Source organism: Pseudaquabacterium pictum, from assembly GCF_005403045.1.
Classification (GTDB): Bacteria; Pseudomonadota; Gammaproteobacteria; order Burkholderiales; family Burkholderiaceae_C; genus Pseudaquabacterium; species Pseudaquabacterium pictum.
The window spans coordinates 94,503-107,103 of the sequence record NZ_BJCL01000008.1 but is presented as its reverse complement, the minus strand read 5'-3'; the positions used below and the strand labels follow the sequence as shown (position 1 = coordinate 107,103).

General features: G+C 72.9%; 13 protein-coding genes. 7 read left to right on the top strand and 6 right to left on the bottom strand.

The annotated features are described in order from the left end of the window. The first annotated feature begins 354 nt into the window (after positions 1–354). From FFT10_RS16060 to FFT10_RS16035, 6 genes are all read left to right on the top strand, one after another. The gene (locus FFT10_RS16060; RefSeq protein WP_137733862.1) at positions 355–2,685 is read left to right on the top strand and encodes a GGDEF/EAL domain-containing response regulator; all 2,331 of its coding nucleotides are present in this window, start codon (positions 355–357) and stop codon (positions 2,683–2,685) included. Further along, entirely contained in the window at positions 2,682–3,818 is a 1,137-nt protein-coding gene (locus FFT10_RS16055) for an ABC transporter substrate-binding protein (RefSeq protein WP_137733861.1), read from the top strand. Before FFT10_RS16060 ends, FFT10_RS16055 begins: the two co-directional genes overlap by 4 nt. Positions 3,819–3,874: 56 nt before the next feature. After that, positions 3,875–5,854, top strand: a complete 1,980-nt coding sequence (locus tag FFT10_RS16050) for a sensor histidine kinase (RefSeq protein WP_137733860.1) — start codon at positions 3,875–3,877, stop codon at positions 5,852–5,854. Positions 5,855–5,987: 133 nt separating this feature from the next. After that, the gene (locus tag FFT10_RS16045) at positions 5,988–6,305 is read left to right on the top strand and encodes a BON domain-containing protein (protein ID WP_137733859.1); all 318 of its coding nucleotides are present in this window, start codon (positions 5,988–5,990) and stop codon (positions 6,303–6,305) included. 31 nt (positions 6,306–6,336) lie between these two features. Beyond that, positions 6,337–6,705: a BON domain-containing protein gene (locus FFT10_RS16040; protein WP_137733858.1), complete on the top strand. Its 369-nt coding sequence runs from the start codon at positions 6,337–6,339 to the stop codon at positions 6,703–6,705. 59 nt (positions 6,706–6,764) lie between these two features. Continuing rightward, the gene (locus tag FFT10_RS16035) at positions 6,765–7,589 is read left to right on the top strand and encodes a YihY/virulence factor BrkB family protein (protein ID WP_228027138.1); all 825 of its coding nucleotides are present in this window, start codon (positions 6,765–6,767) and stop codon (positions 7,587–7,589) included. Here the strand turns inward: FFT10_RS16035 and FFT10_RS16030 are convergent, their stop codons facing one another. Next, positions 7,590–7,748 carry a DUF3309 family protein gene (locus FFT10_RS16030; RefSeq protein WP_137733857.1) on the bottom strand — a complete coding sequence of 53 codons (159 nt, stop codon included), beginning with the start codon at positions 7,746–7,748 and terminating at the stop codon, positions 7,590–7,592. It lies immediately after the preceding gene. A 104-nt stretch (positions 7,749–7,852) separates the two neighbouring features. After that, positions 7,853–8,419, bottom strand: coding sequence for a ferritin-like domain-containing protein (locus tag FFT10_RS16025; RefSeq protein WP_137733856.1), 567 nt, complete (start codon positions 8,417–8,419; stop codon positions 7,853–7,855). A 97-nt stretch (positions 8,420–8,516) separates the two neighbouring features. On the opposite strand from FFT10_RS16025, the gene FFT10_RS16020 reads away from it, so the two are divergent. Further along, entirely contained in the window at positions 8,517–9,128 is a 612-nt protein-coding gene (locus tag FFT10_RS16020) for a restriction endonuclease (protein ID WP_228027137.1), read from the top strand. Positions 9,129–9,159: 31 nt separating this feature from the next. Here the strand turns inward: FFT10_RS16020 and FFT10_RS16015 are convergent, their stop codons facing one another. The 4 genes from FFT10_RS16015 to FFT10_RS16000 form a co-directional block, all read right to left on the bottom strand. Further along, positions 9,160–9,678: an outer membrane lipoprotein gene (locus FFT10_RS16015; protein ID WP_137733854.1), complete on the bottom strand. Its 519-nt coding sequence runs from the start codon at positions 9,676–9,678 to the stop codon at positions 9,160–9,162. A 131-nt stretch (positions 9,679–9,809) separates the two neighbouring features. After that, positions 9,810–11,093: a cytochrome c gene (locus FFT10_RS16010; protein WP_137733853.1), complete on the bottom strand. Its 1,284-nt coding sequence runs from the start codon at positions 11,091–11,093 to the stop codon at positions 9,810–9,812. Beyond that, positions 11,090–11,827 carry a c-type cytochrome gene (locus FFT10_RS16005; protein ID WP_137733852.1) on the bottom strand — a complete coding sequence of 246 codons (738 nt, stop codon included), beginning with the start codon at positions 11,825–11,827 and terminating at the stop codon, positions 11,090–11,092. The genes FFT10_RS16010 and FFT10_RS16005 overlap by 4 nt, the downstream gene beginning before the upstream one ends. After that, positions 11,827–12,384, bottom strand: a complete 558-nt coding sequence (locus FFT10_RS16000; RefSeq protein ID WP_137733851.1) for an HNH endonuclease — start codon at positions 12,382–12,384, stop codon at positions 11,827–11,829. Before FFT10_RS16000 ends, FFT10_RS16005 begins: the two co-directional genes overlap by 1 nt. Positions 12,385–12,601: the final 217 nt, after the last annotated feature.

Below are 12,601 nucleotides of genomic sequence, written 5' to 3'. Positions count from 1 at the left end.
GCTGACATCGCCATCGGCGAGGTGTTGTCCCAGCACATCCCGATCCCCCCTGGCGTCCAAGGTGCTGGCGCCCAGACTGTGACGCCCGAACAGATCTTGGCGGCCGCTGCCGTGCATCCATTGCCGGACTTGCCTGTTTCGGCATGTGGGATCACGGCCGTGGGTGGGGATGCATCGCGACCCGCGCCACGCTCGGCCGATCGCACACCGCCGCCCCCAAGCTCAAGCTTCGTCGCCCAGCGGCCGAAAAAGCCCGTAAGCACGTCGAGGCTGGTCCACCGGGCGCTGAGCGCGGCAGGGTCCGCCCGGCGCGATTGACCCGGTTGACGGGGCGTGTCGTGCGCCCAGCCCGCGATGAACCACAACGACCTGCTCCAGTTCGTCGACGAACTGCCGACGCCTGCGCCGGCGCAGCCCGCTGGGCCGGCGGCCGGGCTGCGGCCATGGCGGGTGCTGGTGGTCGACGACGATGCCGACGTGCATGCGGCCACCCGCTTCGCCCTGCGCGGCCTGCTGGCCGACGGCCGTCCGCTGGAACTGCTGCATGCCCACTCGGCCGCCGAAGGGCTGGCAGTGCTGCAAGCCGAGCCCGACATCGCCGTGGCCCTGGTCGATGTGGTGATGGAGTGCGACGACGCGGGACTGCAGCTGGTGGCCAAGGCCCGCCAGGAACTGGGCCTGCACAAGCTGCGCATCATCCTGCGCACCGGGCAGCCCGGCATGGCGCCGGAGATCGAGACGATCGAGCGTTACGACATCAACGACTACCGCACCAAGAGCGAGCTGACCCGCGGCCGGCTGCATGTGTCACTGCTCGGCGCCCTGCGCTGCTACGACCAGCTGCACCGGCTGGATGTCAGCCGGGCCGGCCTGGAGAAGGTGATCCGCGCCAGCCGCGCCTTCATCGCCGAGACCGGCATGGCGTCGTTCGCCGAAGGCATCATCCTGCAGCTGGCCAGCCTGATGCACATCGAGGTGCAGGGCCTGGTCTGCGTGCGGGCGCAGGCGGCCGACAGTGCCGCCGCACCCGGTGCAGGCGCCCCGCCCGCAGGCGACGCCGATTTCACCGTCATCGCCGCGGCCGGACCGTTCAGCCACCTTGTCAACCAGTGCGCGGCCCAGCTGGCCGACGCCGGGGTGGCCGATTGCCTGCAGCAGTGCCTGGCCGAGCGGCGCAACGTCCTGCGGCCCAGGGAGATGGCACTGTTCTTCCAGGGTGCCCACGGCCACGACACCGCCGCCTATGTGGCGCTGCCCGGTCCGCTGGACGAGACCCACCGCCATCTGCTGGATGTGTTCTGCGCCAACATCACCGTGTGTGCCGACAACATCGGCCTGCTGCAACGCCTGCGCGACTCGGCCTATGTCGACAAGCAGCTGGGCGTGGCCAACCAGCTGGCGCTGTGCAAGCGCATCGACGAGCTGCAGAGCACCGGCTACGCCAGTGACCAGGTGCTGGCGCTGGTGGACATCGACCAGTTCGCCGAGATGAACGACATGCTGGGCCACCAGGCCGGCGACCAGGTCCTGAAGGACCTGTGCGAGCGCCTGGCCCAGGTGACCGGGCCGCGGGGCTTCCTGGCCCGTGTCGGTGGCAACACCTTCGGCGTGCTGGGGCCGGAGAACGCCCTGCACGAGAAGCTGCTGCGCGAGGCGGTGTCGCCAGCCGCGGGCCGCTGCCACAAGTCGGTGCCGCTGTCGGCCTGCATCGGCTGGCTGCATGGCCGGCTGCTCGGCCCGGTCGATGGCAGCGTGTGGCTGAAGAAGGCGACCATCGCCCTCAAGCGCGCCAAGGGGCGCGGGCTGGGCCAGAGCGAGGTCTACCGGCCCGAACTCAGTGATGCCGCCGAGCAGCGCACGCGGCTGCTGCATGCCCTGCACGAGGCCGTGGACAGCGGTGCGCTGTCGCTGGCCTACCAGCCCAAGTTCGATCTGGCCAGCGGCCGCCTGGTCGGCATGGAAGCGCTGATGCGCTGGCGCCAGGCCGACGGCACCGTGGTGCCGCCCGACCGGTTCATTCCGCTGGCCGAGCAGTCCGGCCTGATCCTGCCGATGGGCAGCTGGGCGCTGCAGACCGCGCTGCAGGCCCTGAAGACGCTGAAGGAGGCCGGTCACACCGGCTTGCATGTGGCTGTCAACGTGACCGTCAGCCAGTTCATGCAGCCCGACTTCGTGCAGAAGGTGCTGGAGGCGCTGGCCACCACCGGCATGGCCGCCGCCGACCTGGAACTGGAAGTCACCGAGAGCGTGGCGCTGATCGGCCAGGATGCCGTCATCGACGTGCTGCGCACCCTGCGCTCGCTGGGGATCAGCCTGGCCATCGACGACTTCGGCACCGGCTTCTCGTCGCTGTCCTACCTCGACCAGATCCCGGCCCACCGGCTGAAGATCGACCGTGCCTTCGTGCAGCGGCTGGAGACTTGCGGGCCGGGCGCCCGCATCGCCAGCCTGGTGGTGCCGCTGGGCCACCAGATCGGCATGACGGTGGTGGCCGAGGGCGTGGAGACGCTGCAGCAGGCCATCCTGCTGCACGAGCTGGGCTGTGACGAGGTGCAGGGCTACCTGTTCGCCCGGCCGATGCCGCTGCCGGAGTTGCTGGCCTGGATCGGGCAGCGCAGCACCCCGCCCCTGCCCTGGCTGCGCACGCCCGCCGCCGTGCCCGGGGCCCGGATCTGCGGCACATGACGCCAGGCATGGCGCCGGGCATGGCATCACGCCGGCGGGCACTGGCACTGCTGGCGGGCAGCCTCGCCCTGGGCGGCTGCCAGCGCAGCGGCGGGCTGACCGTGGGCTTCATGGCGCCGCTGAGCGGCCGCCGCACCGACCTGGGCGAGGGCGGCCGCAACGGCGCACTGGTGGCCGTGGAGCGCATCAATGCGCTGGGCGGTGTGGCCGGCCACCCGCTGCAACTGCTGGTGGAAGACGACCAGATGGACCCGCAGCGGGCCGTGGCCGGTTTCCAGCGCATGCTGGCGCGCGGCATCGTCGCGCTGGTGGGGGCGTATGCCAAGCCCCTCAGCGACGCCATCGGGCCGATGGCCCGCGCGGTCGACGTGCCGGTGATCAGCCCCAACCTGGCCCTGCCGGTGGATGCCGAGCACGACGACATCGTGCTGCGGCTCAACCGCACCGCCCAGCAGAACGCGCAGGCCTATGCCCGGCAGCTGACGCGCAGCGGCCAGCGCCGCATCGCCGTGATCGCGGAGGTCTCGTCGCGCGAGTTCGTGCAGTCCTGGATCGCCAACTTCAGCCAGGCGTTGTCCGCGCTGGGCAGCCAGACCAGCCAGGTGCTGACCTACACCGCCGATGCCGACACCAGCTTCGACGCGCTGGTGCGCAGCACGCAGGGCACGGCCTGCGACGGCGCCATGTTGATCGGCCCGACGACGGACGTGGCCCGGCTGTGCCAGCAGTTCCGCCGCCTGCGGCCCGGCCTGCCGCTCTGCACCATCGACCGCGCCGGCAACGCCGCCCTGCTGCAGCTGGGCGGCCGGGCGGTGGAAGACCTGGTGCTGCTGCAGGCGTTCAATCCCGACGACCGTTCGGCCGCCTACCTGGCCTTCGCGCAGCGCTTCCACGAGCGTTTTGGCGAGGCCCCCGGCCAGGGCGCGGTGCTGGCCCACGACGCCATGGCGGTGCTGGCCCAGGCGATGCAGCGGCAGCCGCGCGGCCGTGCGCTGGCCGACACGCTGGGCCGCGGCGAGGCCTTCCAGGGCTTGCAACAGCCAATCCGCTTCGACGCGCAGGGCGGCGCACAGCGGCAGGCCTTCTTCGTGCAGGTGCGCCATGGTCGCTTCGCCACGCTGGGGGCGGCATGAGCCCGCCCGGCCCGCCGACGGGCGAATTCCACGGTGCGCAGCACGACGGTGCCCCAGTGAGCACCACTCCTGGCGGCTGGCCGTTGTCGCGCAGTCTGCTGCTGCTGGTCTTCGGCACCTCCAGCCTGGCGCTGGGCCTGGGGCTGGCGCTGCTGCTGGCGTGGCGGCTGCCGGCGGTGCAGGCGCAGTCGCGCGCGCTGGTGCAGGTGGAGGCCGCGGTCATGGCCGGCCGCGCCGAGCTGCTGCTGAACTCGGTGCAGACCCGGCTGCAGCAGCTGGCGCAGCTGCTGGAGGCCACCGAGCCCGAGATCAGCGTGGCCCTGGTGGCCCGCAGTGTGGCGGCCGACGACCTGGTGGATCTGGTGGCCGTCACCACGCCTGCGGGTGCCGTCCAGGCCGTGGGGTTGAAGGCGCGCCAGTCGGGTGCCCGGGCCGATGCCACCGGCATGGACCTGTCGGGCTCGCCGCTGTTCACCGGCGTGGATGCCCGGCGCAGGGTGGCCTGGACCGGCCGCCACCTGTCGATGTTCACCGGCACGCTGACCGTCGGCCTGTCGGTGCGCCTGGACGACGGCCGGGTGCTGGTGGCCGAGATCGGCCTGGACCAGCTGGTTTCCAGCATCGGCGCGCTGGCCGGCGCCCAGGCCACGCCGTCGCTCGGCGGCAGCCAGCTGTGGCTGGTGGACCAGCGCGGCGAAGTCATGGCCGACACCGACAACAACGCGGCGGTCGGCCGCATCAACCTGCGCGACAGCCCGATGCTGGCGGCGTCGGCAACCTCCGGCCAGCCGCTGGGTGTCTGGCGCCATGAGAACGTCGACCACGAGGTGGCCGCGGTGCGCTCGGCGCAGCTGGGCTGGACCTTCGTGGCGCGCCAGCCCGCCGGGCTGGACCATCCCGACAGCCGCCAGGCCCTGCAGTCGGCCGCGGTGGCCTTCGGCCTGACCGGCCTGTTCAGCCTGGCGCTGGCACCCTTGCTGGCACGCCGGGTGGCGGGCTCGGTGCAGGCGCTGGTGCGGGCGGCAGGCGACGAGTCGCGCGGCCAGCATGTGGCCCGGTGGCCGCAGGGCCCGATCCGCGAGTTGAACCAGCTGTCTTCCCAGCTGGGCGACATGGCGCGCCAGATCCATGCGCAGAAGGCCGACCTGGTGCAGCTGAACCAGGGCCTGGAGCAGCGCGTGGCCGAACGCACGCAGGACCTGGCGCATGCCAATGCGGCCTTGCAGACCTCGATGCACGCCTTGCAGAGCGCCCGCGACGACCTGGTGCGGCAGGAGCGCCTGGCCTCGCTGGGCGGCCTGGTGGCCGGTGTGGCCCATGAGCTGAACACGCCGCTGGGCAACAGCGTGCTGGCCATCAGCACGCTGCAGGGGGACCTGCGGCAGTTCCGCGGCAGCCTGGCGCAGGGTCTGCGCAAGTCGGCGCTGGATGCGCTGCTGGACGGCGTGGACCAGGCCACCGACATCGCCGGCCGCAACCTGCACCGTGCGGCCGATCTGGTCACCAGCTTCAAGCAGGTGGCGGTGGACCAGGCCAGCGGCCACCGCCGCCGCTTCGACCTGCGCGCCGTGGTGGGCGAACTGCTGCTGACGCTGAAGCCCACGCTCGCCCGCACGCCGTACCGGCTGACACTGGAGGTGCCGGCTGGCATCACGCTGGACAGCTACCCCGGCTCGCTGGGCCAGATCATCACCAACCTGGTGAACAACGCGGTGCTGCACGGCTTCGACGGGCGCGACCACGGCACCATCACGCTGCGCGCCGAGCGCCAGGCCGGCGATGCCGACCTGGTGCTGCTGCGCGTGCACGACGACGGGCGCGGCATCCCGGCGGCGCTGCGCAGCCGGGTGTTCGACCCGTTCGTCACCACGCGCATGGGGCGCGGTGGCAGCGGCCTGGGCCTCAACATCGCGCACAGCATCGCGGCCAACGTGCTGGGCGGCGCGCTCAGCGTCACCAGCGAGGAGGGCGTCGGCACCACCTTCCTGCTGCAGATGCCCTGCAGCGCGCCGCAGGCCGCGGTGCACGAGGGCTGAGCCGGGCTGGCCCGCCAGCCCACGGCGCGTTGTCCTACAGCGCCTGTCGCCGCCTTCCGATGGGGGGCCCCGGCCGCGATGCCTAGACTGGCGTCCATCCCGCCGCGCCTGCGGCGCACCACAGGAGCCCCCCATGCCCGCACGCCACACCCTCGTCGCCGTCGTCACCGCCGTTGCTGCGCTGACCCTGCTGCCCGGCTGCGCCGTCACCCGCGGCCAGTCCACTGTCGGTGCCTACATCGACGACACCGCCATCACCACCGCGGTGAAGGCGCGCTTTGTCGACAGCACCCAGGTCGATGCCGCCGCCATCGGCGTGGAGACGCTGGAAGGCACGGTGATGCTGTCGGGCTTTGCCAAGTCGCAGACCGAGAAGGAAGCGGCTGAGAACATCGCCCGCGCCACCAAGGGCGTGAAGGCGGTGAAGAACCAGCTGACCGTGCGCAGCTGAGCGCCCGGCCCCACAGCCACCTTCGCCCGCCATGCGCACCTCGCCACGCCTGGCCACCGTGCTGCTGGCCGCCATCGGCGCGCTGTCGCTGGCGGGCTGCGGTCCGGGTGAGGATGCCGGCATCGACGACATGCTGGACACGGCCATCGCCGGCCCGTCCGGCAGTTGTCCGGCGCCGGGCCAGGCCTGGGCCGATGCCAGCATCACCCTGCGCATCCTGAGCGCGCTGGCCGCCGATCCGGCGCTGCGGGCCTGGCGGATCGGCGTCGACACCGTCGACGGCAAGGTGGTGCTGCATGGCCGGGTGCCCAGCGGCCCGATGCGCGAGCGTGCCACCCGCCTGGCGCTGGCCGTGCCGGGCGTCACCCTGGTCGACAGCCTGCTGGACATCCACAGCTGAGCGCGCCCGCCGCCACCCCCGCGCGCTGGGCGCTGCCCTGGCTGCTGGTGCGGCGGTCGGTGGTCGCCTGGATCGACGACGATGCCGCCAGCAAGGGCGCGGCACTGGCCTACTACACGCTGTTCTCGCTGGCGCCGCTGCTGCTGATCGTGACCGCGGTGGCCGGCCTGGTGTTCGGCGCCGAAGCCGCCCGCGGCGAGATCTTCGGCCAGCTGCAGGGCCTGGTGGGTGCCGCCGGAGCCGCCGCCGTCCAGGGCCTGCTGGAGCGCGTGAACCGCCCGGCCGATGGCTGGGCCGCCACTGCGCTGGGCGTGGTGCTGATGCTGGTGGGCGCCACCACGGTGTTCGCCGAGCTGCAGAACACGCTGGACCGCATCTGGCGCGCGCCCGCCCGCCCCGCCGGTGGGCTGTGGCTGCTGCTGCGTGCCCGGGTGCTGTCCTTCGGGCTGATCCTGGGGCTGGGCTTCCTGCTGATGGTCTCGCTGCTGGCCAGCGCGGCGCTGGCCGGGCTGCAGCGCTGGTGGGCGCCGCAGTTCCAGGGCTGGGCCCTGGTGCTGGCGGTGCTGGATCCGGCCAGCAGCTTCGCGCTGGTCACCGGCGTCTTCGCGCTGATCTACAAGCTGATGCCGCGGGTGCGCATCCCCTGGTCCGACGTGTGGGTGGGCGCGCTGGTCACGGCCGCGCTGTTCGCGGTGGGCCGCCAGTTGCTGGGCGCCTACCTGGGGCTGGCCGCGGTCAGCGCCGGCTTTGGCGCGGCCGGCTCGCTGGTGGTGGTGCTGGTGTGGGTGTACTACTCGGCGCAGATCTTCCTGCTGGGCGCCGAGTTCACCTGGGTCTATGCCCATGTGCTGGGCTCGCGCCGGCCGCAGCCGGCGCCGGCTTGATCAGATCCGCCCCATCAGCAGCAGCACCACCAGCACCAGCAGCACCAGGCCGATGCCGCCGCTGGGTCCATAGCCCCAGTTGCGGCTGTGCGGCCAGGAGGGCACGGCGCCGATCAGCAGCAGCACCAGCACGATCAACAGGATGGTTCCCAGGCCCATGGCCGTCTCCTCGGCGCGAAGGCGCCAGTGACGGCCATGGTGGCCGGCAGCGGCGCGGCGGTCGGTGCGCTGTCGCACACGGCCGCCGCGGGCCGGCCGGCTGCCTACTCGGCCAGCCAGTCGCTCAGCTCCTCGGCATGGGCCTGCTCGTCGGCCAGGATGTCCTCCAGCAGCCGGCGGGTGGTGGAGTCGCGCGTGCCCACCAGGGCGATCATCTGGCTGTAGGCCTCGATCGCCACCCGCTCGGCCACCAGGTTGGCGCGGATCATCGCCTTCAGCCCCGGTGAATCGTCGTAGGCGGCATGGCTGCGCGCCAGCAGCGAATCGGGCGCGAAGTCGGGTGCGCCGCCCAGTTGCACGATGCGCCGCGCCAGCCGGTCGGCATGGCCCATCTCCTCGTTGGCATGCACCAGGAACTCTTCGGCGATCTTGGGCGAGGCCATGCCGGCGGCGGTGAAGTGGTGGCGGCGGTAGCGCAGCACGCACACCCACTCGGTGGCCAGGACGCCGTTGAGCAGGGCGATGGTCTCTTCCCGCCAGGCGCTGTGGAAGGGCGTGATCGCGCCCTGGCTGATGTCCTGGCGGGCGGCTTCCAGGGCGGCCAGGTCCAGCGCCATGGGGGCGTCGGGGCCGGCGGTGGCGGTCTTGGTGTGGTCGGCGTGGCGTGACATGCGGGCTTTCAGGCGGTTGCGGGCAGCCACAATGGCCTTCCTGGCCTGGTCGGTCTGTGCGCATCCGCACGCCACCGGGCTGCTGCCGGAGACCCGCTTGAAGTTCAGACCGCCGCCCAATTCGCTGTTTGCCGTGCTGCTGCGCTCGCCCTGGTGGGTGAGCCTGCTGATCGCGGCGGTGCTGGGCCTGGTGGCGGCCGCGCTGCTGCCGGAGGCCTTCCGCGTGGTGGGCGCGCTGTCGGGCTTTCCGTTCATCGTGATCGCCGCGATCGCGGCGCAGCGCCAGTGGCGCCTGCCCAGCGCCGCCCGGGTGCAACAGACGCAGGAGGCCGTCAGCGCGATGGCCTGGCCGGCCTTCCAGGCGCTGTTGACCGATGGGCTGCGGCGCAGCGGCATCGAGGTGCAGCCGGCGCCTGCGGGCGATGCGGTCGATTTCGTGATGGAACGCCAGGGGCTGCGCACCCTGGTCAGTGCGCGGCGCTGGAAATCAGCCCGGCTGGGCGTGGAGCCGCTGCGTGCGCTGCAGGCGGCCCGCCAGGCCGACAACACCACGGCCGATGTGCCGCGGGCGGTGTGCATCTGCCTCGGCGGGTTCAGCGACACCGCGGCCGACTATGCGCGTGCCCACGGCATCACGCTGTGGCAGGCGTCCGAGCTGGCACTGGCGATGCGCGGCGTGACACTGCCGGCGCCGAAGCCGGCACGCTGACGGTGGGGATGACGGCCAGCGTGCCGGCCGGTCAGCTGCGGTGGCCGGGCAGCGGCGGCGGCAGCGGCGCGTTGCCGCCCTGAGGCGCATGGCCGGGCGCGCGCGAGATCCGCACCTTGCTGCCGGTGGTCACCAGGATCACCGCATCGCCGGGGGCGAAGCTCTCGGCACCCTTGGCCTGCACGATGGCGCGGCGCTCGCCGTTGCGCAGCTGCACCATGATCTCCAGCGATTCTTCGCGGGTGGCATTGCGCTCGATGGCATTGCCGATCACCGCGCCGGCCACCGCGCCCAGCACGCCGCCGACGACCGAGTCACGCCGTCCGCCGATCGACGAGCCGGCCACCGCGCCCACCACGCCACCGGCCACGCCGCCGGCGCCGTTCTGGCTGCCGTCCACGGTCACCGGGCGCACGGCCAGCACGGTGGCGTCGAGCACGGTGGACATGCGCTGGGCATCGTGGCGGCTGATGACGTCGGGGCTGCTGGTGGCGCAGCCGGCCAGGGCCAGCACGGCAGCGAGGGCCAGCGCGGAGGTGGAGCGGAACATGGTGTGTCCTTTGGTGTGTCTGCGTGTACAACGGGGCGTGGCAGTCCCACGTTGACCCGCCGACATGCTGCGCCCGGTGGCCGGCTGCCAGGTTGCTGGCCGGTGAAGAAGCGTGAACAGCGGTGACGCGCTCAACGCGCCAGCAGCACCTGCACCGGCGTCACCGGTGCGGCGTCGTGGCCCCAGCTGGCGCGCAGCCAGGTGGTCAGGGCGGCCAGGTCCTCGTGCGGCAGGTCGAACGGCGGCATGCCATAGGGCCGCGGGTTGCCGGCCGTGCCGGGCGGAAAGCCGCCGCCGGTGATGGCCTGCACCAGGTTGGTGGGGTCGGGCAGGGTGACCGTGGGGTTGCGCGCCAGCGGCGGGTAGATGCCCGGTGCGCCCTGGCCCTCGCTGCCATGGCAGCTGATGCAGTGGTCGGCATAGAGCTGGCGGCCGCGCTCCAGCACCGGACCATCACGTGGGGGCAGGGCGGGCGGCTGGGCAGGCGCGGCCGGCGCCAGCGATTGCAGGTAGACCACCATCGCCCGCAGGTCGGCGGGGGTCAGGTGCTGGGTGCTGTCGGCCACCACATCGGCCATCGGGCCCATCACCGCGGCGCGCTCGGACAGGCCGGTCCGCAGCAACTGCACCAGCTCGTCTGTGCTGCGCTGGCCCATGGCCAGCTGTTGTGGATCGGTCAGCGATGGCGCCTGCCAGCGCTGCCCCGGCAGGCTGCTGCCGCCGCCGTCGCCACCCAGGGCGCCGCTGGCGCCCAGCACATTGCGGCCGCCGTGGCAGGCGCTGCAGTGGCCCAGGCCGTTGACCAGGTAGGCACCGCGCAGCAGCGTGGCATCGGCGGTGGTGGCCGCAGGTGCCGGTGCCTCGCCGGCCAGCGGCTGGAAGAACAGCGCCCGCCACACCGCCAGCGCCGGCTGCGTGCCATAGGGCCAGCGCAGCGCATGCGGGCGGTTGGGCTGGTCCACCGGCGGCAGGCTGCGCAGGTGGGCCCACAGCGCATCGGCATCGGCGCGGCTGACCTGGGTGAAGTGGGTGTACGGGAAGGCCGGCACCAGCAGGCGGCCGTCGGCGCTGCGGCCGTGCCACATCGCGCGCCGGAACTGCGCCGCCGTCCAGTTGCCCAGGCCGCTGGCATGCGGCGTCAGGTTGCCGGCGACGACGGTGCCGAACGGGGTGGCGATGTCGCGCCCGCCGGCATAGGGCGCACCGCCGCGCGCGGTGTGGCAGCCGGCGCAGTTGCCGGCACGGGCCAGGTAGGCGCCGCGGGCCAGCGTGCCGGCATCGGCCACCACCGGCGGGCTGGGGTCGGGCGCCAGCGGGGCTTCGCCTCGCAGGTTCAGCCACAGCACCAGCGCGGCCCCGGTCAACAGGGTGGCGGCCAGGCCGGCGGCCCAGCGCATCAGGCGGGCGGGTCTCATCGCGGCGGGTGGTCGGTGCTGCCGCAGGGCAGCGGTGCCGGGCCGGGCGCGGCGGCGGCGGCCCGCTGCTGGGCCGGCACCGGCTGGGCGGCCAGCCAGGCCGCCACCGCGCCGATGTCGGCTGGCGTCAGCCGCTGGGCGATCTGCGCCATGCAGTCGGGCGCCAGGGCCCGGCGCTGCTGCGTCTGCCACGCGCCGAGCTGGCCGATGAGGTAATCGCGCGGCAGGCCCAGCAGGCCGGGCACGGCCGGCAGCACGCCGACCAGCTGCGCGCCGTGGCAGGCGCTGCAGGCCGGCAGCCGCTGGCCGGCATCGCCCTGCAGGGCCAGGGCCTGGCCACGGGCCAGCAGTGCCGCCGGAGCGGGGCTGGGCAGCGGGGCGGCATGGGGCAGGTCCAGCGCGGCGAAGTGCTCTGCCATCTCGCGCAGGTAGGCATCGGTCTGCTGGGCCAGCAGGCGGGTCATGGTGGCGTTCTGCCGCCGGCCGTCACGGAAATGCAGCAGCTGCTGGTACAGGTAACCGGCCGGCTTGCCGGCGATGCGCGGCAGGTAGCCGTCCCGGCTGGCCTTGCCCTGGGCGCCGTGGCAGGCCATGCAGGGCTGCAGGCGCTGGGCCAGGGTGTCGGGCACCTGCAGTGGTGACGGCGCCGTGGCGGCCCGTGCAGCGGCGTCCGCCGCCCAGGCGGGCGGTGCCAGCAGCGCGCTGGCCAGTGCCAGCGCGATCGGCCAGCGCATCAGCCGTGCAACCGGCTCGAGCGCGGCACGCTGGCGAGCAGGAACTCCATCTGGTCGGCCACGATGCGGCGGCCGCGCAGGATCATGTCCTCGTGCAGGCTGGGCGTGTAGGGCAGGTACAGCAGGCTCATGTTGGCTTCTTCGGGCAGGCGGTTGCCCTTGCGGCCGTTGCAGGCCCGGCAGGCGGTGATGCAGTTCATCCAGGTGTCGCGCCCACCGCGCGAGGTGGGGATGATGTGTTCACGGGTCAGGGTGTCGAAGCCGAAGCGCCCGCCGCAGTAGGCGCAGACATGCCGGTCACGCACAAAGAGCTTGGGGTTGGTGAGCGTGGGCGTGACCCGCCAGGCCCGGCTGGGGATGGCGCCGCGCACCGCGATGATGGCGTGCACCTCGATGCGCGACTGCAGCCCGGTGGTGCGCTGGATGCCGCCGCGCAGCACCTGCACGGCGCGGCCCAGCGTCCAGGCCACGCCGTCGCAGGCGTAGAGCAGGGCGGCCTCCCGCGGCGTGATCCACGCTTGCGGGCGTCCGGACACATCGAGCTGCAGAACGTCCAAGGACAGCACCTCCAGTCAACGGTGCCTAGCGTACTGCATTCGGCATGCCCCGCGCCGGCCCGGGCCCGCCGGCTGCGCCGGCAATGCGGATGCAGCGCAGGGCTTCTGGCGTGATCTAGTCGCCATCGTCTAGAAAAAAGGCGTCGCCCAGGCGGCACGGCAGCGGCGGCTTCTGCAAAATAGCACGATCGTTCGTTTCATTCCGCGGCCGCCCATC

What these genes read in the sequence shown, in the direction of transcription:
- FFT10_RS16060 (WP_137733862.1), top strand. Translation starts at nt 355, where the DNA reads ATGAACCACAACGACCTGCTCCAGTTCGTCGACGAACTGCCGACGCCT.
- FFT10_RS16055 (WP_137733861.1), top strand. Translation starts at nt 2,682, where the DNA reads ATGACGCCAGGCATGGCGCCGGGCATGGCATCACGCCGGCGGGCACTG.
- FFT10_RS16045 (WP_137733859.1), top strand. Translation starts at nt 5,988, where the DNA reads ATGCCCGCACGCCACACCCTCGTCGCCGTCGTCACCGCCGTTGCTGCG.
- FFT10_RS16040 (WP_137733858.1), top strand. Translation starts at nt 6,337, where the DNA reads ATGCGCACCTCGCCACGCCTGGCCACCGTGCTGCTGGCCGCCATCGGC.
- FFT10_RS16030 (WP_137733857.1), bottom strand. Translation starts at nt 7,748, where the DNA reads ATGGGCCTGGGAACCATCCTGTTGATCGTGCTGGTGCTGCTGCTGATC.
- FFT10_RS16025 (WP_137733856.1), bottom strand. Translation starts at nt 8,419, where the DNA reads ATGTCACGCCACGCCGACCACACCAAGACCGCCACCGCCGGCCCCGAC.
- FFT10_RS16015 (WP_137733854.1), bottom strand. Translation starts at nt 9,678, where the DNA reads ATGTTCCGCTCCACCTCCGCGCTGGCCCTCGCTGCCGTGCTGGCCCTG.
- FFT10_RS16010 (WP_137733853.1), bottom strand. Translation starts at nt 11,093, where the DNA reads ATGAGACCCGCCCGCCTGATGCGCTGGGCCGCCGGCCTGGCCGCCACC.
- FFT10_RS16005 (WP_137733852.1), bottom strand. Translation starts at nt 11,827, where the DNA reads ATGCGCTGGCCGATCGCGCTGGCACTGGCCAGCGCGCTGCTGGCACCG.